Source organism: Amycolatopsis sp. NPDC024027 (assembly GCF_040638975.1).
Lineage (GTDB): Bacteria > Actinomycetota > Actinomycetes > Mycobacteriales > Pseudonocardiaceae > Amycolatopsis.
This window is the reverse complement of sequence record NZ_JBEZYY010000005.1, coordinates 167023-190557: the sequence shown is the minus strand read 5'-3', so window position 1 is coordinate 190557 and position 23535 is coordinate 167023. Positions and strand designations below refer to the sequence as shown.

Annotated in this window: 22 protein-coding genes; 20 read left to right on the top strand and 2 right to left on the bottom strand. The window is 68.6% G+C overall.

What is annotated here, in order from left to right; all coding sequences use genetic code 11:
• Nucleotides 1–102: 102 nt before the first annotated feature.
• Nucleotides 103–297, bottom strand: a complete 195-nt coding sequence (locus AB0F52_RS15225) for a hypothetical protein (protein WP_360170072.1) — start codon at nucleotides 295–297, stop codon at nucleotides 103–105.
• An 830-nt stretch (nucleotides 298–1127) separates the two neighbouring features.
• On the opposite strand from AB0F52_RS15225, the gene AB0F52_RS15220 reads away from it, so the two are divergent.
• The gene (locus AB0F52_RS15220; RefSeq protein WP_360170069.1) at nucleotides 1128–3806 is read left to right on the top strand and encodes a P-loop NTPase fold protein; all 2679 of its coding nucleotides are present in this window, start codon (nucleotides 1128–1130) and stop codon (nucleotides 3804–3806) included.
• 122 nt (nucleotides 3807–3928) lie between these two features.
• Here AB0F52_RS15220 and AB0F52_RS15215 read toward each other — a convergent pair whose 3' ends face one another.
• Nucleotides 3929–4279, bottom strand: a complete 351-nt coding sequence (locus AB0F52_RS15215; RefSeq protein ID WP_360170066.1) for a hypothetical protein — start codon at nucleotides 4277–4279, stop codon at nucleotides 3929–3931.
• Between the two features lie 536 nt (nucleotides 4280–4815).
• Between AB0F52_RS15215 and AB0F52_RS15210 the strand changes: the two genes are divergently transcribed.
• From AB0F52_RS15210 to AB0F52_RS15120, 19 genes are all read left to right on the top strand, one after another.
• On the top strand, nucleotides 4816–6390 hold the full coding sequence (locus tag AB0F52_RS15210) for a hypothetical protein (RefSeq protein WP_360170063.1): 1575 nt from the start codon (nucleotides 4816–4818) through the stop codon (nucleotides 6388–6390).
• A 98-nt stretch (nucleotides 6391–6488) separates the two neighbouring features.
• Nucleotides 6489–6674 carry a hypothetical protein gene (locus AB0F52_RS15205; protein ID WP_360170060.1) on the top strand — a complete coding sequence of 62 codons (186 nt, stop codon included), beginning with the start codon at nucleotides 6489–6491 and terminating at the stop codon, nucleotides 6672–6674.
• 115 nt (nucleotides 6675–6789) lie between these two features.
• The gene (locus AB0F52_RS15200; RefSeq protein WP_360170057.1) at nucleotides 6790–7530 is read left to right on the top strand and encodes a BTAD domain-containing putative transcriptional regulator; all 741 of its coding nucleotides are present in this window, start codon (nucleotides 6790–6792) and stop codon (nucleotides 7528–7530) included.
• A 46-nt stretch (nucleotides 7531–7576) separates the two neighbouring features.
• Entirely contained in the window at nucleotides 7577–8590 is a 1014-nt protein-coding gene (locus tag AB0F52_RS15195) for a hypothetical protein (protein WP_360170054.1), read from the top strand.
• Nucleotides 8587–8817 carry a hypothetical protein gene (locus tag AB0F52_RS15190; RefSeq protein ID WP_360170051.1) on the top strand — a complete coding sequence of 77 codons (231 nt, stop codon included), beginning with the start codon at nucleotides 8587–8589 and terminating at the stop codon, nucleotides 8815–8817. Before AB0F52_RS15195 ends, AB0F52_RS15190 begins: the two co-directional genes overlap by 4 nt.
• Nucleotides 8818–8828: 11 nt before the next feature.
• On the top strand, nucleotides 8829–10931 hold the full coding sequence (locus AB0F52_RS15185; protein ID WP_360170048.1) for a phage tail sheath C-terminal domain-containing protein: 2103 nt from the start codon (nucleotides 8829–8831) through the stop codon (nucleotides 10929–10931).
• 37 nt (nucleotides 10932–10968) lie between these two features.
• The gene (locus tag AB0F52_RS15180) at nucleotides 10969–11436 is read left to right on the top strand and encodes a phage tail protein (RefSeq protein ID WP_360170045.1); all 468 of its coding nucleotides are present in this window, start codon (nucleotides 10969–10971) and stop codon (nucleotides 11434–11436) included.
• Nucleotides 11437–11450: 14 nt separating this feature from the next.
• On the top strand, nucleotides 11451–12254 hold the full coding sequence (locus AB0F52_RS15175; RefSeq protein ID WP_360170042.1) for a hypothetical protein: 804 nt from the start codon (nucleotides 11451–11453) through the stop codon (nucleotides 12252–12254).
• Nucleotides 12255–12265: 11 nt separating this feature from the next.
• Nucleotides 12266–12412: a hypothetical protein gene (locus AB0F52_RS15170; protein ID WP_360170039.1), complete on the top strand. Its 147-nt coding sequence runs from the start codon at nucleotides 12266–12268 to the stop codon at nucleotides 12410–12412.
• 39 nt (nucleotides 12413–12451) lie between these two features.
• Nucleotides 12452–14251: a hypothetical protein gene (locus AB0F52_RS15165; RefSeq protein WP_360170036.1), complete on the top strand. Its 1800-nt coding sequence runs from the start codon at nucleotides 12452–12454 to the stop codon at nucleotides 14249–14251.
• Nucleotides 14252–14255: 4 nt separating this feature from the next.
• Nucleotides 14256–16256: a hypothetical protein gene (locus AB0F52_RS15160; protein ID WP_360170033.1), complete on the top strand. Its 2001-nt coding sequence runs from the start codon at nucleotides 14256–14258 to the stop codon at nucleotides 16254–16256.
• Nucleotides 16257–16259: 3 nt separating this feature from the next.
• On the top strand, nucleotides 16260–18092 hold the full coding sequence (locus tag AB0F52_RS15155; RefSeq protein ID WP_360170030.1) for a hypothetical protein: 1833 nt from the start codon (nucleotides 16260–16262) through the stop codon (nucleotides 18090–18092).
• A 13-nt stretch (nucleotides 18093–18105) separates the two neighbouring features.
• Complete coding sequence (locus tag AB0F52_RS15150; RefSeq protein ID WP_360170027.1) at nucleotides 18106–18858, top strand: hypothetical protein; 753 nt, start codon at nucleotides 18106–18108, stop codon at nucleotides 18856–18858.
• Nucleotides 18859–18869: 11 nt separating this feature from the next.
• Nucleotides 18870–19187, top strand: a complete 318-nt coding sequence (locus AB0F52_RS15145; protein ID WP_360170024.1) for a hypothetical protein — start codon at nucleotides 18870–18872, stop codon at nucleotides 19185–19187.
• Nucleotides 19187–20347, top strand: coding sequence for a hypothetical protein (locus tag AB0F52_RS15140; protein WP_360170021.1), 1161 nt, complete (start codon nucleotides 19187–19189; stop codon nucleotides 20345–20347). The genes AB0F52_RS15145 and AB0F52_RS15140 overlap by 1 nt, the downstream gene beginning before the upstream one ends.
• A gap of 10 nt (nucleotides 20348–20357) precedes the next feature.
• The gene (locus AB0F52_RS15135) at nucleotides 20358–21158 is read left to right on the top strand and encodes a phage baseplate assembly protein V (protein ID WP_360170018.1); all 801 of its coding nucleotides are present in this window, start codon (nucleotides 20358–20360) and stop codon (nucleotides 21156–21158) included.
• Entirely contained in the window at nucleotides 21155–21511 is a 357-nt protein-coding gene (locus AB0F52_RS15130; RefSeq protein WP_360170015.1) for a hypothetical protein, read from the top strand. Before AB0F52_RS15135 ends, AB0F52_RS15130 begins: the two co-directional genes overlap by 4 nt.
• 13 nt (nucleotides 21512–21524) lie before the next feature.
• A complete protein-coding gene (locus AB0F52_RS15125; RefSeq protein WP_360170012.1) occupies nucleotides 21525–21890 on the top strand; it encodes a GPW/gp25 family protein in 366 nt (121 codons plus the stop codon).
• A gap of 10 nt (nucleotides 21891–21900) precedes the next feature.
• Complete coding sequence (locus AB0F52_RS15120; RefSeq protein ID WP_360170009.1) at nucleotides 21901–23511, top strand: baseplate J/gp47 family protein; 1611 nt, start codon at nucleotides 21901–21903, stop codon at nucleotides 23509–23511.
• Nucleotides 23512–23535: the final 24 nt, after the last annotated feature.

The following is a 23535-nucleotide window of genomic DNA, read 5'->3' as shown; positions in this document are numbered from 1 at the left end:
GTCTTCAGCGCCTTCTCGTGCGGGATGCCGCCAATCTGCTGTAGAAACATCATCCGATCTATACCCCGGTCCGCAAACGTCACATCCCCGGACCGCCCACGATCAGCGACACCTGACCTGCCCACTCAGCACGTCGGACACCTCGTCGTCCGGGACCTGTTCGCCCGGGAGGATGATCCGCGCGATCAACAGGCTCGTCTCCGACGGCGCGGTCGCCGCCTCGCCGCGCAGGATCGTCGTGACGCCACCGGGCAAGCCCACCGCCTGCGTGGGCCTCCGCGCCCGGATCGCGGCCATCGACCTGCTGATCGAGTACCCGAAAGCTCAACTCCGCGACAGACGCCCATCCACGACGCGCCGATCAACCGGCGGATCAGCTCACTCCGGCTCGAGCGCGACAACCGCGCCGCCACAATGCGCACCCCCACCGTCTGCACACTGTGACCGCCGACGCCGCAACGGACACTCTGCTCGGCGCAGTTCCAGCGGGGAGTCAGCGCGCGGAGACGATCGAAACCAGCTCCTGACTCCAGCTATCACGCGGAACGCGCTACGACGGCAAGCACATCGATCAGATGGGTACGTTTGGCCTTCTCGCCCAGTCCGGCCAGACGTTCGCAACCGCGAATGCAGCACTTACTTGAAATAGTACACCCGATCAGCCCAGTTCCGCCGCCTCCCAAGCCCATGACACGCCTAACATTGCAGCGTACCGTCAGATGCTTCTCAGAATGGCGAGGCTGCCATGGACGTCGCACTGCTGACCGCACTGATCACATTGACGGCCGGACTCCTGCTAACCGGGACATTCGGCGGAAAGATCAAAACATCGCATTCCGAGAGCGGGCGCTCCCGCTCGCGACCACGTTCTCTGCGTGACACTGGCCAACACGACCGGAATCGGCGCCCTGATGCTACATCAAGGATTCGAAGCCAAAAACGACGGAATCGCATATGACAGCTAGTCCTGGCAGTTGCGAGAGACTATCAAGATTTCTCGATGGATTCGTGAACGACATTCTTACACGCGCCAGAAACGGGAACAATCCAGTCAAGAGCATGAGGATGGACCTCCGAGGTGATCAGAAATGACACAGCTATCAACGACAGCCGGCTGGTCGCCCTCCGTGCGCAAGGCGCTCTTGTGGGCCAGCGGAACTGCAGCGCTCGATGGCAACCACCGCCCGATCACCTCTGATGACCTCTTCATCGGGCTTCTCCTCGCACACCCCGACCCACAGGGTGAGATCTGGCAGTTCCTCGGCCACTTCGGTTTGACCGCCCGGGATGTGCTGCCGGACGACCGCCCTGTCCTCGACCACAACGCTCTCCGCTCGGCCGCCGCCGCAGCCCGCGGGCCGGATGTGAGCGACTGGTCCTCCGACGTCTCCACGATCATGGGCGAAGCCGGCGAGCGCGCCGGCGGCACCGCGCAGGTCCTGCACGTATTGGCCAGTCTCCTCGGCCGGCCGCCCTGGCCCCAGCGACTGCAGCCAGGACTCGCCCGGTTCGGAATCAGCGCCACGGAACTGGTCAGCGAGTTCGGCAACGTCATACCATCCCTGCGCAGCGTCGACCCGGAGCAGGACACCGACACGATCGACCTGCAGAGCGACACGACGGTGGGCGAACAGATCGGGCAATGGCTTGCCCGGCGGTTCCCCCGGCAACCCGCCACGATGGCCTCGATCTCGAACGATGCCCCCGACCCCAGCGCCGACTTCGTCGGTGTCGGTTCCGAGGCCGACGCCTTCGCCTACCTCATCACCTCCAAGACGCTCGTTCCCCCGCTCGCGATCGGCCTCTTCGGCACCTGGGGAAGCGGCAAGAGCTTCCTGATGACGAAGATCCGCCACCGGGTCGGCCAGCTGACGACGATGGCCGCGGGCCGCTCCGAGTCGCAGGAGATCTGGTCCAAGGTCGTCCCGATCGAGTTCAACGCCTGGCAGTACGTAGAGACGGACCTCTGGGCCGCCCTGCTCTCACGCATATACGGCGAACTGTCGCCCGAAGCTCGCGCGAAGCTGACTGAGCTGGGTCGCCGGCGACTGGAGCAGCAAGGCGAGGAAGCTGCCAACCGGGAAGAGCTGGTGCATGCTCGGGAGAAACTCGAGGACCTGGTTGCCACGCAGGAGAAGCAGGTCGAAGCGCTTCGGACGGCCACGGAGCAGGTCACGAACGCCAAGCGCCAGGCCGACGACCTCGCCGTCGTACGCGCGGCCCTCGACACGGACGCGCGGGCGGCCCTCAGGGGGATGGCGATCAACGAAGTCCGCGCACGGCTCGGTACGGAGGTCACGGCGTTCATCGAAGAGGCGCACCGCCTCAAAGTCGCGGCGAGCGTGCCCGCCTGGAAGCACGGCAAATTCTGGAGCCGGGGCCGCACCGTCTGGGTTCTCCTCGCCACGCTGATCATGCCGGCAGTCCTCGTGGTCCTCGACCGGTCCGGCTTGTCGTTCCCTACTGCCGTGACGGCCGCACTGACCACCTGTGCGGCCGCCCTTGTTCCAGTCGTCCGCGCGGCGACGGGCTTCCTCGACCGCCAGCGGAAGGCCGCCGAGGAAGCCGAGCGAAAGGTCGCGGAGCAACTGGCGAACCGGGTCAGGACTGCGGAAGAGAAGCAGCAAAAGGAAGAGACGGCCGTAAAGAACACCCACAATGAGATCGAAACAGAACGGGGAAAACTGAAGAAGGCAGAATCGCAACGAACCAAGCTCGACGACGCGGCCGCCCGGCTCACCCACGGCACCGTCTACACGGATTACCTTTCCGCTCGCACCGTGAGTGACGACTATCGCAAAAGGCTCGGCATCGTGTCCGCGGTGAGCGACGACCTCAGGATACTCTCCACCCTCGTGACGGACTACAACGGCACCGACGAGGCACAAAGTCCCGACGGTCCGCCCAACCGGATCGTCCTCTACATCGACGACCTCGACCGCTGCCCTCCTCGGCGCGTCCTGGAGGTGCTCGAAGCCGTCCACCTGCTCCTCGCTTTCCCGTTGTTCGTCGTAGTGGTGGCCGTCGACACAAGGTGGCTGACCGAGGCGCTGGCGAGTGCACTTCCCCTCCTCAAGGAGAAGCCGCCTCCCGCCGGCGACGCGCCGACGCCGACCGATTATCTCGAGAAGATCTTCCAAATACCGTTCTGGGTCGACTCGCTCGACGACGACGGGCGGCACCGGATGTTGCGCGGGCTCCTGCTTCCCTCCGTCGCACAGTCCCGCGGAGCAACCGTCGAACAGTCCGGCACAGCCCTGACGTACACTTCCCGTGAGCGAGACGCCGCCGACAAGATGCTGGCCGTCTATGGGCCTTGGCTCGACCGCGACGCGCAGAAGTTCACGATCACACCAGCTGAACTCGCCTTCGTCGAGACGCTCACTCCCCTGGTGTCCGGCACTCCCAGGCAGGTCAAGCGGTTCGTCAATATCTGCAAACTGTTGCTGGCCATGTCCCCGCCACTGGCCGGTGGCGACAAACCGGCGACCGAACGGACCGCGACGTGCTTCATGGCCGCGGTGTACCAGTCGATGCCGGAGTTCGCGGCGAAGCTGGCCGAAGCAGCTGCGTCTGCCGGGCCGGAAGCGACGCTAGCGACGATGCTTGCTGAACTAACGGAACCGGCCTGCGGGCCCGATCGACAAAAAGTCCAGAACTGGCTGTCGCAAGCACCTCCTCCGCCTCCATCTGTATTGCCCTTCGACTCAGCAAACGCCGCGATGTTCATCAAGCGTTGGAACCTTATTCGCCGGCTGCGTTTCGCTGCGGACCGGGTCAACGAGCCAAGGTCGCAGGTTCCCTGAGGGATGTCTCGTAACTCGAGTTGTGGTTGGTGGGGCTGGTGTTGCGGTCAGTCGGTGAGGAGGATGTTGTGCAGATTGGCGATAGCGGATGCCGTATCGGCGAGCGTGTTCCCCGCTCGGCGTTAGTCGCGGAGGATCTTGAAGTTCTTCATCCGGCACCAATCTCGTCTCGGCATCGATCGCGACCTGCACGTTGGCGGAACTGGCCCGGCTCCAGCCCGGTGAACTTGAGCGCCGCCGATGAACGTGGCATTCACGAACCTGGTATTCCCTGCGGATGTCGCATCCATGATCCACGCGTTGCCGGTGAAAGTCGCGCCCACGAATCCGGCGACGTGGACATGGCATTCGATCAGGCCGAAGTTGATCAGGTGCGCGCCGATGAGGTCGAGGTTGATCCGCTCCCAGAACATGTCGGTGAGCTCTGGGCGCAGGTGGTCGGCGAGCACGAAACCCAGGTGTGGCTCGCCCACCAGCCACTCATCGAGCCCCGCACAGGCGGCGGCTACTGGTATCAGGCACATCCCCTGGGCTTCGAGAGTCGGCGTCGGCCCCGGGCGGGACCTGCGAGGCGGGACCGCACGCCGCCACCGACAATGGCTGGCGGTTTCCCGAGGCGGCGTTCTCGCTCAGAGCAGCGAGAATCGCGAACCTGTCGGCGGAGATCGAGTCTTTGTCGCCGCCGTACGCGCAACTGGACAGACCAGGTTCGGCTTCGAAGCGCTGGGCAAAGAGAGCTCGCCCACGAGGTTGGTGACGATGAGATCATGCTGTGCTCCCCACGCGAACCTTGTCGGTGCTGTGCACTGAAATCTTCACTTGAACGCTCGACAAGCAGCAAATCGCACGACGACTCAGTTTCAAACACACCGCGGTTGACGACGGAGGAAATTCACTACTCCAGACGTGTGATTGACGCAAACCTTGTCGCGATGATCTGTAACTAGTCCTCCGAGCCAGCGACTTCCCCATACAGGGAACATCGTCGTTCCATCGGGAGGCGGCAGCCATGGCCGAGAAGATCCCTCGTGACGTCAAGATCACCAGCGAAGCGCGGAAACCCGAGTGGGATCCCACGCTCGGCGAAAAAGTGACGCCACGCTGGAAGTCCAAGCACAAGCCGACTCACCGCCTGGTCACCATCGGCGACTCGCTGACACATGGCTTCCAAAGCGGCTCGGTCTTCCACACCGACATCTCCTACCCGGCCATCATCGCCTACGAGCTGGGCTGGCTGGGCCAGTTCCGTTATCCCACCTACGACGGCTTCGGCGGTCTTCCCCTGAACATCGAGCTGCTCCTGCGCGAGCTCGAGCGTTCCTCGGGTCGAACCATGGACTGGTGGGACGTTCCATTGGCCCTGTACCGCGGACGGCAGTTCATGGACCAGGTCGAAGACTATTGGGAAAGGGGCCCAGGTTCGTCGGATCCGTCACTCACCGCCATCATGCACAATCTGTCGGTGTACGGCTGGGACCTCCGTGACGCCCTCGAAGTCAACGCCGCAAGCTGTCGGACCAACCTCAAGCAACCCAAGGACGACTGGCTCAAGCAAGCGGTCGAGAACAGCAGCGAGCGCGCCGCGCTGCGCGTCTACCCCGCCACGGACGCCAACGCGAACATGACGCTCTTTGACGCCGCCGCTGCCCTTGGCAACGAGACAAACGGCGGCGACGCCGGCATCGAGACACTCGTCGTATTCCTCGGCGCCAACAACGCGCTGGGCAGTGTCGTGTCGCTCAACGTGGCTTGGAGCGACACCGGTTACGACCACCTCGACACCAAAGGCAAATACACGGTCTGGCGTCCGGATCACTTCAAGAGCGAACTGGCGCAGGTCGAGGCCGAAATCCGCAAGATCAAGGCACGGCACGTGATCTGGTGCACCGTGCCGCACGTGACGATTGTCCCGCTCGCCCGCGGCGTCCACACCAAGATCGCACCGAAGTCCCGTTACTACCGCTATTACACACGCCCCTGGATCACCGACGACCAGTTCGACCCGACCCGCGACCCCCACATCACAGCCGACGAGGCCCGTGCCGTCGACTGCGCCATCGACCAGTACAACGATGCCATCACCGATGTCGTGCGTGCCGCCCGAACCGACAAGAACGACCCGCGGGACTGGTACCTCTTCGACACCGCAGGTCTCCTCGACCGCCTGGCCCAACGGCGCTACATCGAAGATCCGCTGGCCCAGCCCTCATGGTGGAAGCCATACGCCCTGCCGGCCGAACTCGGTGCCTGCACGCCGCCCCTGAACTCGAAGTTCATCAGCAGCGACGGCTCACACCGGGACGCCGGCGGGCTGTTCTCGCTCGACGGCGTCCACCCCACCACCGTGGCCTACGGCATCCTCGCCCAGGAGCTCATCAACGTCATGCGCATTGCCGGCGTCGAGTTCAGGACGCCCAACGGCGACCTCCGGCCGGACCCGGTCCTGGTCGACTTCAACCGGCTCATCCGTCGCGACACCTTGATCAACACGCCGCCGGCAGTGGTCGACTCAAGCCTCTCGATCATCTCGTGGGCCGATGAAGCCCTCGACGTGATCCGCCGGACGCTGACGTTCGCCGTATAGCGCCGAGTGGGCGCGGGGACCCTGCCGTCGACGCCCGCGGTCGTGGGCGGTGACGGGCGCGGGACGATCGCGTGACGGCGAGCAGCCACGCTTGTCCGATGTCCACCATCGGAGGCGTTCCCACGCATGGTGTGTGCCTCATCCGGATCGAGGCGCAGCTCGACGGCTTGCTGGTCACGGTGCGCATCGATGAGAACGGACGCCGGCGGGGCAGGCACTTCACCAACGTCGACGACGCTGTCGCGATGGCGCGGGAGTTCCTCGAGACCTTCGTCAGCGATTGAGGGACCTCCCGCTGGCTCCGCCGGGTGACGGGTCGTCTCCTGCGGTAGCAGCCCGCCGTGACGTCACGGTGACGCTCCACGCTTAACTTGAGGTCACGCAGGGTGGGAGATGCCGATGGACCTGTCGCTCTCGTTAGGCCGGGAATCGTCCGAGCAGGCACTGGTCCTACACCTGTTCGGCGGTCCCTACGTCACTGTCGCCGGCGAGCGCCGCGACGTCCCGGAAGGGGGCAAGCGGCTGCTCGCGCTGCTGGCACTGCGACGCGAGCGGGTGGAGCGCCGGTTCACCGCCGGGTTGCTGTGGCCGTTCGGCGACGACCAGCGCGCGGCCGGAAATCTGCGCTCCGCACTGTGGCGCCTGCGGGCCCTCGGGCTGGACCTGGTCATGACCGACAAGGTGTCTCTGCGGCTGCGCGAGGACATGGTGGTCGACGCGCAGGTTGCGGCCGACTGGGCGTACCGGCTGATCGACGGCACCGCCCGGCAGGACGACCTGGCGCTGGGGTCCTGGTTCGGCCAGGCGCTGGACCTGTTGCCCGGGTGGTACGACGACTGGGCGATCCTCGAACGCGAACGGCTGCGGCAGCGGGTGCTGCACGCCCTCGAAGGGCTCAGCAGGCAACTGTGCGCCGCGAGGCGCTACGCCGAGGGCGTGGAGGCGGCAATGGTCGCGGTCGGCGCCGACCCGATCCGCGAGAGCGCTCAGCGGGCCCTCATCGAGGCCCATCTCGCCGAGGGCAATCTCGGCGAGGCGCGACGGGCGTTCGCGATCTACCGCGAGTTGATCCACCGCGAACTCTCCACCGAGCCGTCGGCGCGGCTGGCCGATCTGCTTCCCCAGGTGTGCCGCCGGTGATACGTCGGTGACGGGTCGGTGACTACGCGGTTGTCAGAGTTCGCACATGACCCGCCACGTCATCGACCCGATGGACGACGCGACACGTTGGTCCGCCTTCACCACCGACGGTGCCACGCCGTCAACCCGGCTGAGCATGGCCGATGAGTCCGTCATCGTCGGCGCGGGCACGGACGCGACAAGCGCGAAGGTAACCGCCGCGGACGGCGCGGACGGCCACCTGCTGCGGCGGACGATGGCCCCGGTCGATGTCACCTCGAGCGCCGAGTTGCGGCTGTCGATCCGCGCGGACCGGCAGGCCGACGGACGGGACCGGCCGTTCTTCGTCGAGCTACGGCTCGCCTCCGCCGCGATGCCACTCTCCCACCCGGCGAACACCTGGCACCGGCTGCTGCCGGTCCGCGCGCGGCACACGTGGGAGACCGTGCGGCTGAGCATCGACGACCTGCCCGCCGCGGTCGCGGGAGCAGTCACGACGGCCCAGTTGCGCTGTGTCTCCGCGCCGTTCACCGCCTACCTCGACGACGTCGTGGCGCTGCGCCCGCAGATGGTCGCCGACGCTGACCGGGCGCTGATCGCCGCGCTCGCCGGCATCACCGTCGACGGCACGCCCACCGCGGTGCCGGTGGCGGTGCGGGCGCAGAGCGAGCCCGCACCCGCGGCGGTCGCGCTCGACATCGTGCAGGTCGATCTGCGGCCCGCGCCGTTGCGCGCCGCGAGCGTCGGGATCGCCCGCGACCACACGTCGGCGGGCTGCCGGTTCGCCGATCCAGGGCCCGCCTACGACCTCGACTACGTGGTCCGGCCGGTGGCGGCCGCCCGCGCCACCCAGGCCGCGCTGATCGAGGCGGTGATCGACCGGATCCCGGCCTACGGCGAACTCGTCGTCGACGGCGACCGGCTGCCGATCGAGCTGGTGCCGTCGACCGGGCACACCACACCGGACGCGCCCGTGCTGGTCTACCGCGTGGGTGTGCGGGAGCCCGCACGCGTCGGACCGCTCATGACCGACGTCGTCGACGTGCGGACGGGCACCGACCAGCTGGGGGTGCGCCCATGACCGTACGGCTGGCCAACACCTGCACTCGCCCGGTCGAGGTGCACCTGACCGGCGGGGTCGTGGTGATCCCGGCGCTGTCCCAGATCGACTGCAGCCCCGAGGACCTGGCACTCGGCCAGGTCGCCGCGCTGTGCCGGCGCGGAGTGCTGGTCGCACACGAACCACCCGTCGAGGCCGCACCGGCGGCCAAGCCGCGCCGTCGGCCTGCCAAGAAGCGCACGAGCTAAGGAGGCTCTCGATGGCTTTCAACGTCGGTGTCAACGTGGTCGAGGTCGACGGCACCGGCTCGCCGTCGATCACCGGCGCGGCGGTGTCCGTCGGCGCGTTCACCGTGCTGACCAAACGTGGGGTCCCGCACCAGCCGGTGCGCGTGACCACCTATCCCCAGTTCGTCGAACGCTTCGGCGGCTACTTCACCGGCGGGTTCGGCGCGTACCTGGTCAAGGGATTCTTCGACAACGGCGGACAGACCGCGTATGTCAGCCGCGTGGTCGACACGACGGCGGGCTCCGGCGCGTCGGCGGCGCAGCAGACCTTGCCCGACACCGCCGCGACCAACGTGCTCACCGTCGAGGCCGGATTCCGCGGCCAGGCCGACCCGGGGGCGTGGGGCCGGTCGCTGTTCCTGCAGGTGCGCCACAGCGCGTCGGCCACGACACGGCTGCGCGAGTCGGCGCCCGCGACGATCAGCGGAACCGCGCTCGCGGCCGCGGTGAACATGGCGACGCTGCCCACCCTCTCCGTGCAGATCGACGAGTCATCGGTCGCAACGGATTTGAAGTTCGTGTCGAACGACTTCGCCAATCCCGCCGCGGCCACCAGAGCGGAGATCCGGGACGCGATCAACGGGCAGACCAATCTACTGCGCGCCTCGATCGGCGGCGCCGCCGACGACCAGATGGTGTTGACCTCCACCGGGGAGTCGGCCGCGGTCACCGGCAAGTGGACCGGGTTGCAGGTCACGGCGAAAAACACCACGCTGGGGTTCGCAGCGATGGCCAATCCGACGCTCGGTGCGCTGGAACCCCTGGTCGTGGGCGGCGGCAAGTTCGCGGTTGTCCGTGATTTCAGTGTCGGCGACGCCGTCGTGATCAGCGACGGGGCGACCACCGCGCACGCTGTCCTGTCGGCTGTGGACACCGCGACGGGCGCGGTGGCGTGGACCCCGGACCTGCCGAACCTGGCCACGTTCACCGACCACCGCAAGGTCACCCTGGCGACGTCGGAGTTCGACCTGGTCATCGCCGACGGCGCGGGTGACGCCGAGCACGTCGTGGAGACCCACACCGGCCTGTCGATGCAGCCCGACCTACCCAACTACGCGCCGAGGGTGCTGAACCACCCGCTGAGCGGATCGAAGCAGGTGCGGCTGATCGACCTGGCCGCGCCGAACCGGGACCGGCCCGCGGCCACGGCCGGATGGGTCGCGCTGCAGGGTGGCGGCGACGGTACGCCGACGGCGACGCACTTCATCGGCGACGAGGCAGCGGGCACCGGTCTCTTCGCGTTCGACGCCGTCGACATCCAGTTGCTGTGCTGCGAGCGAACCGACTCCGCCATCGCCAAGGCGGCCTTGGCCTACTGTGCGAACCGGGGCGACGCGATGTTCGTCGGCGCGGTCCCGGAGGGCGCGGTCGAGGGCGGGCAGGCGGTGGCCTACGGCACCGGTCTGCAGGAGAAGAAGGCCTACGGCGCGCTGTACGGGCCGTGGATCATCGTGCCGGACCCGATCGGCATCGGCAGCGGCCCGCGGATCACCATCCCGCCGACCGGTCACGTCATGGGGGTGTTCGCCCGCATCGAGACCACCAGAGGAATCTGGAAGGCTCCCGCGGGCGACGAGGCGAACCTGCTCGGTGTGCTGGACGTGGAGTGGCGGCTGTCCGACGCCGACCACACCGACCTGGTGACCAATGGCTGCGTCAACGGGGTTCGGGCGGTGCCGCGCGCGGGCATCGTGGTCGACGCTTCGCGCACGCTGAGCACGGACCCGCGCTGGCGGTTCGTGAACGTGCGGCTGCTGTTCAACTTCGTCAAGTCGAGCCTGCGCGACGGGCTGCGCTGGGTGCGGCAGGAGCCGAACCGGGACTCGCTGTGGACCGCGGTGCGGTACGGCACCGTCTCACCGTTCCTGATGGGCCTCTGGCGGCAGGGTGCGTTCGGCTCCGGATCGGCCGAGCAGACCTTCACCGTCGTCGTCGACGCCTCGAACAACCCGCCGGATCAGGTGGAGCAGGGGAAGCTGACCATCGAGGTGTACTTCTACCCGTCTCGGCCCGCGGAGACGGTCGTGATCATGGTCGGTCAGCAGCCCAGCGGAGCGTCCGTCGCGGAGGCGTGACCCCAGCGTCCATCGATGCCAACCAGAGGAGGGCGACATGCCCCGAGTCGGCGATTTCGACGAAGGTTACCGGGCCAGCGAGTTCGTGTTCGTCATCGACGGGACCGAGAGCCCGGGTGTGAGCAAGGTTTCCGGGCTCAGCGAAGGTGAACTCGACACCATCGAGCAGCCCGACGGCGCCACCGGACACGTCTACAAACTGGCGGCGGCGAAGGTCAAGTTCGAGCCGCTGACCATCGAGCGGCGGGTCGACGGCAGCCGCGAGGACAACCGGTTCCGCGAGTGGTTCCGCCAAACGTTCCAGCTCAACGCCCTTCAGCAAGGCGGATCGTCGGTTCGCAAGAACGGCATGGTCATCAAGCGCCACTTCGGCGAGGACGTGCTGCGGTTCGCCTTCTACGGCGCGTGGGTGAAGTCGTCGAAATTCACCGACCTCGAAGCCGGGTCGACCAACCTGCTGTTGCAGACCATCGTGCTCGAGCACGAAGGACTCGAGCGCGTCTAACTGAAAGAGGACCCATGACCACATTGGACGCCCCGGCCCCGCCAACCGCGCGGGCGGGCATACGCGAGGTCGAGGTGCTGCTGCCGGTCGGACTCGCCGACGACGAAGGCCGCGTCCATCGCCGGGCCACCCTGCGCAAGATGACCGGCCGCGACGAAGCGCTGCTCGCCGACCCGGCCAACCAGCGCAACGGCGGCCGGCTGGTGACCGCGCTGCTGCACAGCTGCCTGACCTCGCTCGGCGACCTGGACCCGATTCGCCGCTCGGACCTCGACGCGATGTACTCCGTCGACCGCAACTACCTGCTCATCAGGCTGCGCTGCTTCACCTTCGGCTCGGAGCTGGCGGCGAGCTACACGTGCCCGGCGTGCGCGGAGCACTTCGAGGTGGCTGAGGACCTCGACGCACTGCCCACCCGGTCACTGGCCGACGGTGAGCTGCCAGAGGACATCGTCCTGGAACTCGACGACGGCTACGTCGACCGCGACGGCTCGGTGCACACGGCGATGACCCTGCGGCTGGCCCGCGGCGCCGACGAGTCGGCGGCGGCACCGCAGCTGCGCAAGAACCCGTCGCTGGGCAAGAACTCGCTGCTGGCCCGGTGCCTGCGCTCACTCGGTGATCTGCCGCAGCACCGGCTGGAAGCGCTGGGGCCGAAGATCCTCGCCGACCTGACGCTGACCGACCGCAGGCAGATCGACCGGGCGTTCAACGACGGCGCGCCCGGGGTCGACCTGATCCGCGAACTGGACTGCCCGGCGTGCGGCCACGGCCTGCGCGCGAGCCTGGACATGACGAATTTTTTAGCTCCGGAGTGAGCCTGGAGCAGTTGCGCCGAGAGGTGTTCTTCCTCGGCTATCACCTGCACTGGCCGTTCGGGGAGCTGATGGACATGGAGGCCGGCGAGCGCCGCCAGTACGTGCGGCTGCTCGTCGAGCAGATCGACCAGGAGAACGCCCGGATCGACGCGGGGTGACCACCGCTGACGGGCATCGGAGCCGAGAGGAGGAACGCGATGCCGTTGGCGCTGCTGCTGCAGAAGCTGACCGCGGGGCTGACGGCGGCTGCGAAGGCGCTCGCGCCGTGGCAGCGGATCGTCTCCGACGAGTCCACTGTGGTCGAACGGGCGCGCGGCGCGTTCCTGACCCACTGGTTCGGCCCGGGGCTGCCGTTCGAGGGTCTGAGCCTGCGCGCCAGGATCGTCAACCTCGGTGCGTTGGACGCCCGGTTCCAGACCGCCCAGCGCTCGGTGCCCACGCCCCGGGGCGGGCCGAACCTCACCGCGCCGGTCCTGGGGTTCGCCGGGACGCTGGCCGGGGTGATGCTCAGCCCCGCGGGCGGGATCATCGGCGGGATCGAGCTGCTGCGGCTCAGCGAGTTCAGCATCTGGACCCTGCTCAAGGCGACCGTGTGGATGCTCGCCCCGTTCGCACTCGGGGCCGGCCTGATCCGGGCCCCCACCGGCACCTCGATCTTGGTCGGTGGGGCGCTCGGCGCTGCGGGCCTGGGGTTCGCCCTGGCCGCCGCGTTGGGCAACCGGCGCGAGATCCGGGCCGTGGTCGATCTGTTCGGATCGCTGGCCCGGTTCATGAACGCAGGAGTGCTCTTCCTCGACCGGCTCCTCGGTCCCCGCGCCGCCGTGCGCAACCCGCTGCTGGCCCGGCTGCTGAAGGTCGCCGACCGCGCTGCGGCGATGTTCGCGCAGCTGCTGGGCGCGGTGGCCGTGCTGATGACCAGGGTCGCACCGGTGCTGCCGTCGGTGGTGGAGACGGCGTTGGGCATCAAGGCGCTGGCCGGTTCGGCGGGTACGGCGATCGGTGAGGTTGTGGCGGACCTGCTGGCCCGGCTCCAGGAGATGCGGGGCGGGCAGCTGGCCATCGCTCCCCTGCTGGGCAGGATCGCGGCCGTTGCGAAGGCGCAGTTGCGCCGCGTCGTGGCCGCCATCGTGGTCGAGGTCGGCCTGCTCGCCGCCGCGCTGGCCGAACTCGGCGCCGCGCTGGGCAAGACGTTCGACACCTTCCTGGACGAGCTCGGCCAGTTCCTCAAGTCCCTGTTCGTCATGCATCCCGTCGCCCTGGTCTTCGACGCTCTGCACAAGCAGGTCACCGCGACGACCACGGCGTTCAAGGCTCCCTCGCCGGCGACGGCGGCGAAGAAAAAAGGAGAGCCGAGCGCGCTCAAGCCGCTGATCGATGCCCTGCCCTCGTTCCCGAAGATCCGCGACTTCCCGGATCTGCCCAAGCTGCCGGACACCGCCGCGCTGCGTCTCCGGCTGCGCGCCGCGTCGGTTTCGCCGCTGACGTTGCGGTCCGTCATCGACGCGGCCGACCGGCTCGCGTTGGCGAGCGGGCCGGCCGCGCCGATCGAGCTGGGTCCGGCGTCGCGGGCGGCGATCGCAGCCACGGCGCACCGCCCGAGCATCTTCGCCAAGGAGCGGTTGGACGCCGAGCTGCTGTTCGGCGCCCGCCTGCCCGTCGCCCTGCGGGTCAACCAGCGGGAACTGGCCGAGTTCCGCACCGCGATCGGCGTTGTCGTCGGGCGGGTGCTGCCGCCGGCACTGCGGGCGACGCTGGCGCCGCGGGCGGCCGAACTGTTCGCCAAGGTCGATCAGGTCGTGTATGGGGACCCGGAGCGCAAGGTGACGTCGTCGGCGCTGCCGGTACTGACCCCCTCGAGCTCGCGACCAGTCCGGCCGGTCGTCACGAAGCTGAGGCTGCGGATGCCGGGGGCGAGCATCGGTGAGGTCCGGCGATTCCAGGACACGCTGGCCGCGAAGCTGGCCGCCCGGACCTTCGCCGTCGACGGCGGGCGGTGAGCCGATGCCCATCGACTTCGCAGCCATCGCCGCCCGCTTCGCCGCTGTCGCGGCGCTGCAGCTCAAGATCGCCTCGGTCGCGCTCAAAGCCATGAAGGTTCCCCTCGACAACCGCGCCAAGGCTGCCAGGACGGTCGAGGCAGCCAGCCGCGCGTTCCCGGTCGTGCGCTTCTACGACGGCGCGGTCAGCGTGATTCTCGTGCCGGATCAACTGGGTGCGCTGCACCTGTGGGACCCGATGTCCTTCGGCGACCAGGTCGCCGCGGGCGGGCGGGACTTCCTCGCGGGCCTGAGCGCCGCCGCCGCCCCGTTCCGGCCCGACGCCGAGCACAGCGCGATCCTGCGGTTGTTCCGGACGGCCAACGCCGCGGTCGCCGCCGTCGAGGAGTCGATCGCCCGGTTCGAGAAGCCCGGCAAGTCGATGTTCGACCCGGACGCGCGCACCGCGTCGGACCTGTTCGGGTTGTCCACGCTCGCGTTCACCGCGCTGTCGGAAGCCAGCGTCAAGGGTGGCCGGATCGAGCAGCTCACCACCAGCGTCCGGACCAGCATGGGTCTGCTGACCGCGGAGTCCACCGCCGCCCCGGCGCACCAGGTGCCGTCGGTGCCGCTGCCGGACACCCTGGACACCGTCGCGCTGGAGGTGCTCGGCGGCACAGTGCTGCTCGGTCTGCTGCCTGGCCTGGTCGACACGCTCTTCGCCGGCTTTCGCATCCGCGTCTACGAGATCGTGCTGACGGAGCTGGCCGCCATCGAGTCGATCGTGCTGGGCGCGCGACACACCGCGTTCGAGGCGGCGTTCGCCGGGCTCAGCGGCATCGCCGAACGCGCCACGCAGCTGGTGCGCGGTGCTGCGGAGGTTTTCGGCGCCAACCTGCGGTTCACCCTTGACCTCTGGCGCACGTTCGGCACCGAGCTCACCGCGGGCATTCGCGACTTCGTGATCGGCTTTGGCGATTTCCTCGGTGACATCGTGCGGTTCATGAGAGTCCTGCCCGATGCGCTCGCCGCGGTGACGCGCTTCGACATGACCGAGCTGCTGCGCAAGTCGCTCGGCGGCTACACCGACCTGTTCCCCGACTTCGCCCTGGACGACCTGCTCGATGCCAAGGGCACCCACACGAACACGGCACTGCGGACGAAACTGGTCCTCGCGATCGACGCGGCCGAGAATGTGCTCGACACTTTGGTTCAGACGGTGCCCGCGTCGCTGCTCTCCGGGAATGTCCGGCGCGCACTACGAGCGATCTGGCCCGCGCGGCTGCTGGTCGCGGCACTGTTCAACGCGAACCCCGGTGGAAAGTCCACAACGAAACTGCCCCAGCTCGACGAGACCGCACCGCTGAGCTTTCGCTCGAACTTCCCCGACGTATGGGCGGCGATGTTCGGCGCGGGCCGCTCCGAGCAGGTCGTCGCTGTCATCGACACTGTCGGATACGCGCTGCGCAAAGGCGTCGATCGCGCCACGCGGCGAGCGGGCCTCGGTCTGCACGCCACCGCGGACGAGTTCGCCGCGGCCGCGACACGCTCGGCCCGCGTCGGCCGCACGCGGGATCTGACCAGGCTGGACACCAGGTCCGATTTGCTCGCCGACACCGTGTTCGGCCAGGAGATCGCCGACCAGTCGCGTCGCGACACGACGTTCGGCCCGCTTGCCGAGGCGTTCGAGAGCTGGCTGGCGGCGGGTGGGCTGGAGACAGTCGGCCAGGTCATCGACGGCTACGTCGATGACCTGGCGACGATGTGGCGGGCCCGGATCTCCACCGGCACCGAGCTGACCGAGCCGCTCACCCCGACCTCGCCGCACCTGCTGCGCAAACACGCCGAGCTGGGCCGAGTGGTGGTACCCCGGCTGACTCTGCGCGTCCAAGGGAGCCGCGCGCTCGACGACGTCCTCGCCGATGACCTCGCGCGCGAGTTCGAGGCCGCGGTCGACACCGCCCATCGCGCGGGCCGCGAGACGCTGCGCGCGCTCGCCGTCCTGCCTGATCCCGAAGGGCGGTGACCCATGGACGAGACCGACCTGCTGATCACCCAGATGGGCTTGCTGCTGACCCAGACCCGGTTCGCCCGCCGCGCGCTGGAGGACATCGAACGCGCGGTCTCGGCTTACGCCGGTTTCGCCTTCACATCGGTCATCGCGGCGGGTCCGAGGTTCGGCGCGCCGCCGCTGTTCGAGGGCGCGCTCAAAGTGCACGTGGTCAACATCTCCGACCTCGCTCCCGGCGGCGGGTTCGGCGACTTCCTCAAGGGTCTGCTCGGCGGCGTCGGCGCGTTCCTCGGCAACCTGCCGGGCGGATTTGTCGGTGGCCTGCTCAGCTCGCACAAACTGGTCGAGGCGATCCCGGAGATCCACTTGCTGGCGGTGCGCATCGACTCGATCCTCACCAAGCTCGGCATGGGGCAGCCCGCCGGGGACAAGAAGCACGTAGACCAGCGCGGCGGCTCGGTGCCCGGCCCGACCATACCCGCCCAACTCGACTCGATCCGCACGGCGGTGGACGCGCTGACCGGCCTGTTCCTGGCCGCCGGTGGCGAGCCCGACAAGGCGGCGAAGGTCTCGACGCTCCCCAGCACACCGGAGGGCGAGCGGTGGACGAAGCTGCTTGACAGCTCTTCGGTCGTGCTGAGCGGAATCGCCCGCGTCGTCGACGGTCTGATTATCGCGCTGCCGATCGCGATCGGGTCGATCGCCTGGCTGATCGACCGGCTCGGCGGCATCCGCTCGGCCATCGCCGAGACACTGCGGTTCGCCCTGCGCAATGCGCTGCTGCTGCGCGGCACGATCGTGGTGATCGCCTTCGACACCGTGGCCATGATCGCCCGCACCGCCGCGGCGGTGATCGGCATCCTGGCGGGCACGCTCGACGGCATGCTCTCGGCGATCTTCGACACCATTCGGGAGGCACTGCTCGCGGCGTTCCAGTTGGGCGCGGTGCTCGGCGAGGTCGTCAAGTCCACAGTGGACAAGCTGTTGGACTGGCTGGTGCCGACCGTGGACCGGATTCTGCGCAACCTTGCCGACCTGCGTGCGTTCCGGGTCCTCGTCCACGTCATCCGCGTGCTGCCCGCGATCCTGCCGCCGATCTACCTGCTGGTCAAAGAGGTCGAGATGCCCAAGGAGCAAGCCGATGCGCTCAAAGAGGCGAGCAAACTCGAATTCCTCGCCCCCGCGATCGCCGGAGCCGGCGGCGCCACGGGCCTCGTACCGCCCGCATTGGATTTGAAGCCGGTGTTCACCGACCCGGCCCTCATCGGGCGGGCGACGGCTGCGCTGGATCGGATCCAGCAAGTCGCCGCCGACGGGCTGCGCATCACCGGCGACGAGGCCCAGCGCGGACTTCGCGGACTCGGCGGCATGCTGGACCGCGCCGCCGCCGACCAGGTGAAGCTCTCCGACAAGAGCCTGGCCTCGTTGCTGGGCACCGTGCGCACCCAATCGACCGAACTCGCGAACAACCTGGTCGTGGGTGAGAAGACCAAGTCGGACACCGGTCTCGACGGGATCGCGGCCAAGTACGAGGAATGGCTCACCGACGGCGGCCTGAGCACCCTGTTGACCACGATCACCGCGCACTTCACGACGCCCGCCGGGGCGGCCGGGGTGCCGCGCCGAGTCACCGAGGGCACCTTTGACACACCTCGGGCGACCATCCAGATCGACGAAGTGATCATCGAGGTCGGTCGCGAATCCGACCTCGAGAAGAAGCGGCCCGACGGGTTCTCCCCACCAGGCGACTATCCGGGGTCGGCCGACCTCGACGAGATCGAACGGCTGGCTCGACTCCAGTTCGACCGCGACTACCGACTCGGCCGTGTCGGCCGCCCGATCCACGGGTGAAGGGGAGACGACGATGGTGGCAAAACGCAGTGCGGGCTATCTGGCGAACGTGCTCAACATCCCGCCGCTGATCTTCCGGTTCCAGTTCCACCCGGAGATGATGTCGGAGAAGAAGAGCTACGGGTATCGCGAGACGAACAACTTCGGCAAGTGGTCGTTCAACCGCACCGCGGCCGCGACCGGGTTCGGCAACGTCTCCGGGGTCCTCGACGACCTCAAGGAATTCGGCAGCCTGCTCGTGGGTACCAAGGCGCTGGAGGCCGAAGCGGGCAAGCCGCGCACGTTCGCCCTGGACTTCACCCTCGACGCGCGACCGATGCCCGACATCCCCGACCCAGAGGTGGGAACCGGTGCCAAGACCGGCGACCAGCGCTTCGGTGGGCGTATCGAACCCAGCCTCGCGGTGCTGCGCTCGTTCATGAACCCGGCTTGGGACGCGGTCAGCGACGTGTTGGCGTGGGCGAGCGGGCAGAGGTTCTGCCAGCCGGCCCGGCCGCCGCTGTGCGCGCTCAAGCTCGGCGACGTCGAACTCGACTGCGTGATGACCGACCTGAACATCAAGGTCACCAAGTTCAAGTCCGACCTGACCCCGGAGCGCGCCGAGGTCAGCCTCACGCTCAACGAGCAGACGCACTCGATCGCCACCAGCCTCGACTCGATCGGCCGGGTCATCGAGGTCGCCAAGTCCTACGGCCAGCTCACCGCCGACGACTGGGTCCAGGCGGTCCCCGGAGCGGGCCTGGTCCAGAACGTCTTCGAAATCTGAGGAGTGCCGCCATGACGGTGTCGATCATGTCCCGCTACCGCGGCCACCCCGTGGTCAACGCCCCCGACTCCGCGGGTACCCCGCGGCCGACGGTCGCGATCCGCAGGCACACTCCCCCGCCGACCGACGCGGTGGACTACCAGCACCGGATCACCGGGGTGGAGGACATCGAGTACCTCGCGTGGCGCTACTACGGGAACAGCGAGGTGTGGTGGCGCATCGCCGACGCCAACCCGGCGCGCTTCCCGCTGGACCTGCGCCCTGGCGATGCAGTCGCCGTGCCCGCGAGTGGCCGCCACGAGCTGCCCAGCCGGGAGCGGGTGTTCTGATGGCCGAGCCCCAGGACGAGGCGGCCACGGCGGTGGTGACGATGAGCGCCGACGGCACCGAGTGGCGCGACGTGTCGCCCCCGCTGGCTTCGGTCGACGTCGAAGACGACGACCGGCTCACCGACAAGGCCACGATCGTCTTCGACGACAGCACATCGGTTCTGGCCCACCTGTCCTTCGAGGGGTTGTTCGTGCGGATCGCCATGGGGTGGCGCACGGAGACGGCGACGATCTTCGAGGGCGTGGTGTCCAGCGCACGCGTGCTGGCTGGCCCGACCGGGCAGACCCTGGAACTGACCGCGCTGGACTTCACGTCCCTGATGACCAAGCGCACGTTCGACCCGATGGAGTGGCAGCCGGGCGAAAGGCTCAGCGAGGTCGTGCGCCGGGTCGTGAGCAGACCCGAGTACAAACTGGTGCCGTTCCAGATCCAGCCCGCCAACGACGCGCTGCTCGACGAGCGCCGTCCCCAGCGTCCGGCCAACCTCACCGAGTGGGAGTTCGTGCGTGGCCAAGCCGAGAAGCAGGGCTGCCTGGCGTTCGTCGAATTCGACGGGAAGGGGAAGTCGAACTTCTACTTCGTCCCCATCACCCAGGTCGCGTCGGCCGCCCCGGTGGGCAACCTGAGCTACTGCCGGGGCAGCGGCGAACTTCTCGAATTCACCTATGAGCGGATCAGTTCCGGTGCGAACCCGGTGCGGGAGGCCAGCACGATCGACCCCACCAGCGGTGTTCCCATCGCCCAGCCGGGTGCCGAGCAGGCGCCGCGGCCGCCGCTGCCGCCGCCGGCCACCGAACGCGACAAGGACCTCGGTCCGGGCAGGCGCGCGGCGGCGGAGTCGCTGGCGGAACTGGCCGCGGTCGCCGACGCCCGGCTGCGCAGGCCCACGGCGCGGGTCAGCGGGGCGGCGGCGGGCACCGCGGCCGACGTCACGGAGCGCACCATGACCGATCCGACCAAGGTCGTCGGCCTGCTCGGCTCCGGGGTCGCGACGGGCACCGTCCTGATGCGAGCCAAGGCGCGGGTGCGCATCGGCGGCGTCGCCCCGTGGGCGGAGGGCGAGTGGTATCTGCGGAAGGTCAACCACGTCTACCGGCGCGAACGCTCGGAGAACCGCACGAGATCGAGTTATTTCACCAAGTTCACCGCCACCCGCTGAGGAGACGCCCATGTACGAAGACAAGACCGACCGGGTGTTCGGCAAGTTCCGCGGCAAGGTCGTCGACAACGCTGACGATCAGCACCAGGGCCTGCTCAAGGTGCAGGTGCCGGACGTGTTCGGCGAGGTGGCCGAGGTCATGGCCGAGCCGTGCCTGCCGTATGGACACTTCTTCGTACCGCCCGCAGGGACCGATGTGTGGGTGGAGTTCGAGGCGGGCGATCCGACACGGCCCGTGTGGGTCGGTGTCTGGTACCCGCCGGGCACCACTCCCCCGGAGGCGAGCCAGTCCCCGCCGACCCACCGGGTGATCAAGACCGCGGCCGGGCACACGGTGGAGATCGTCGACACCGAGGGCGAGGAACGGATCCTGATCAAGCACAGCGGCGACGCGTTCCTGTCGATCGACAAGGACGGCGGGGTGCTGCTGTACAACCCGAACGGCTCCCACCTGCACCTGGACGCCAAGAACGGCGCGGCGAGCCTCGTCGAGGAGCACGGCAACCACGTCGCGCTCGGCGCGAAGGGGATCGCGCTGGTCAACCCCGACGGGACGATGGTCGACATCACCGGCGACACCGTGCACGTCAGCGCGGCCAAAGTGGTCGTCAACGCGACGGCCGTGGCACTGGGCGCCGGAGCGAGTGAGCCGACCCTGCTGGCCAACCAGTTCAAGACCCTCTGGCAGGTGCTGCTCACCCATGTCCACCCCACCGCCGCGCCCGGCTCGCCGACGTTGCCCTCCGTGGAACTGCAGCCGCTGCAACTGGTTCCCGGTGTGCACTTGAGCAGTTCGGTGGTGGTCACGTGAGCCGCTGCACTTTTCCTGAGCTCCCGGCAATCCCCATCCCGATCCCGGCGATCCCCGGGCCACCCGGCCTGCCGGCGATCCCGGCGCCGCCCACCCTCGCCGTGCCGGACTTGCCCGGCCTGCCGCTCCCCCCGATTCCCGGTGTCCTCATCCCGATCCCGGCGATCCCCGGGCCACCCGGCCTGCCCGCGATCCCCGCGCCGCCCACCCTCACCCTGCCGGACTTGCCCGGCCTCGCCCTGCCCCCGATTCCCACCATCCCGATTCCCACCCCGGCGATCCCGGGACTGCCCAGCCCACCCGCGATCCCGCCGCTGCCGGCGATCGCCCCGCCGCCCTGTCCACTCGACTGACCAGGAGACCGCGATGTCCGACCCCCGAGGAGCGGCTTTCCCGTTCCGGATCGACCCGCAGACCGGCGGTGTCGCCTGGACCGAGGGCGCCGAGAAGATCCGCGACGACCTGAGGGTGGTGCTGGGCACCCGGCTCGGCGAACGGCCGATGCTGCGCGAGTTCGGCTCCGGCATCCACGCCTTGGTGCACGAGCCGAACGACGCGGCCACCGAGAGCCTGCTGCGTAGGCAGGCCCACGAGGCAGTGGTGCGGTGGGAGCGGCGCGTGGTGGTCACCAGGGCCCACCTGTCCAAGGTGGATGATGAGCTGCGGCTGGTGCTCAACTACGTGCACACGGACAAGCCGGTGGCCGCCGAAATGATCGTCCCGTTGGTTTAGGCGGGCCGCGATGAGCATCGAACCGGCCGTCCCGGCAATCGACTACACCGACAAGGACTTCCGGTCCCTGCGGGCGGCGATGCTGCGCTTGGCCAAGCATCGGCTCCCGGAGTGGACCGACCAGTCCCCCGCCGACCTGGGCATGCTGCTGATCGACATGTTCGCCTACGTCGGCGACATAGTCCTGTACTACCAGGACCGCATCGCCAGCGACCTGTTCCCGGGCACCGCGACCGAGCGGCAGAGCGTCGTCGACCTGTTGCGGCTCATCGGCTACGAGCTGTCCCCGGCCGGACCGGCCATGGCCGACCTGCTGCTGACCTTCACCGCCCCGGCCGCGCCGACCACGGTGACGATCCCGCGCGGCGCGCGGTTTGCCTCCCGTCCGCCCGCCGGCGCGCCGGTCGAGTTCACCTACCTCGGTCCCGATCTCGACATCGCGCTCGCCTCGGACCAGGTCCGGCCCGTGGTCGACGCGGACGGCACCGCGGTCGTGCACTACGAGCGGCTGCCCGTGGAGCAGAGCCGCGTGGTGGGTCCGGTCCTGATCGGCTCGTCGAGCGCCGAGCCGAACCAGACGTTCCGGTTCCCGGACGCCGCCGTGGTCGTCGACTCGGTGATGGTGGAGGTTGACGAAGGCGCGGGCTGGGTGGGCTGGGACCGGCGGACCAGCCTGCTGTTCGACATCGCCGCGGACGGGCGCGCGGTGTTCTCGCACCCGGAGGCCCGGCACTACCAGCTGCTGATCGACGCCACCGGCACACCGCACGTCGTCTTCGGCGCGGGCAGGCGCCCCCCGGCCGGCGCCGACAACATCCGCGCGACCTACCGGGTGTGTGAGGGCGCGCGCGGCAATCTGGCCGCGGGGACGGTCACAACGGCTCTGACGGCGATCCCCGGGCTGCGCGCGGTGACCAACCTTGCGGGCGCAGCGGGCGGTACCGACGCCGAGCGGTCCGAGCACGCGGCGCGCTACGCGCCCTTCGCGTTCCGGTCGACCAACCGCGCGGTGACGACCAGCGACTACGTCGCGCTCGCGCACCGCACGGGATCGGTGGCCAAGGTGCGCGCACACAGCACGGCGTGGAACCAGATCGAAATCTACGTCGCGCCCGCGGGCGACGTGCTACGGCCGATGCCGGAGTCGCTGCGGCACCGGCTGATCGGCTACTTCGAGGACAAGCGGATGGCCTGCACCCTCGTCCGGGTGCTCGACGCGCGCGCGGTGGCGGTGGACATCAGCGTGGAACTGCTGATCGACGATCGCTTCGTCGCCGAGTCGGTGGCGGGCCAGGTGGAGGCGGCACTGGCCGAGCTGCTCGCGTTCGACCGCGTGGACTTCGGCCAGACGCTGTTCCAGTCCGATGTTTACGCCATCGCCGAGTCGGTCCCCGGCGTGCTGGGCGCCAACGTCACCCGGTTCCGCCGACACGACGATCCGGAACCGGACCTCGACGCGCAGCTGGCCAAGTACGGGCTTCCGCCGATGGAGCAGCTGCCGTCGTTCCTACGGGTGGCGATCTCGACCGAGGTGGCGCGCGACGGCAGATTGGAGGTGGGTGCGTTCGAGATACCGGTGGCGGGCAGCGTGCACGTGCACGTCCGCACATCACTGTCGTGACACCGATGACCTTGAGCCCGACGA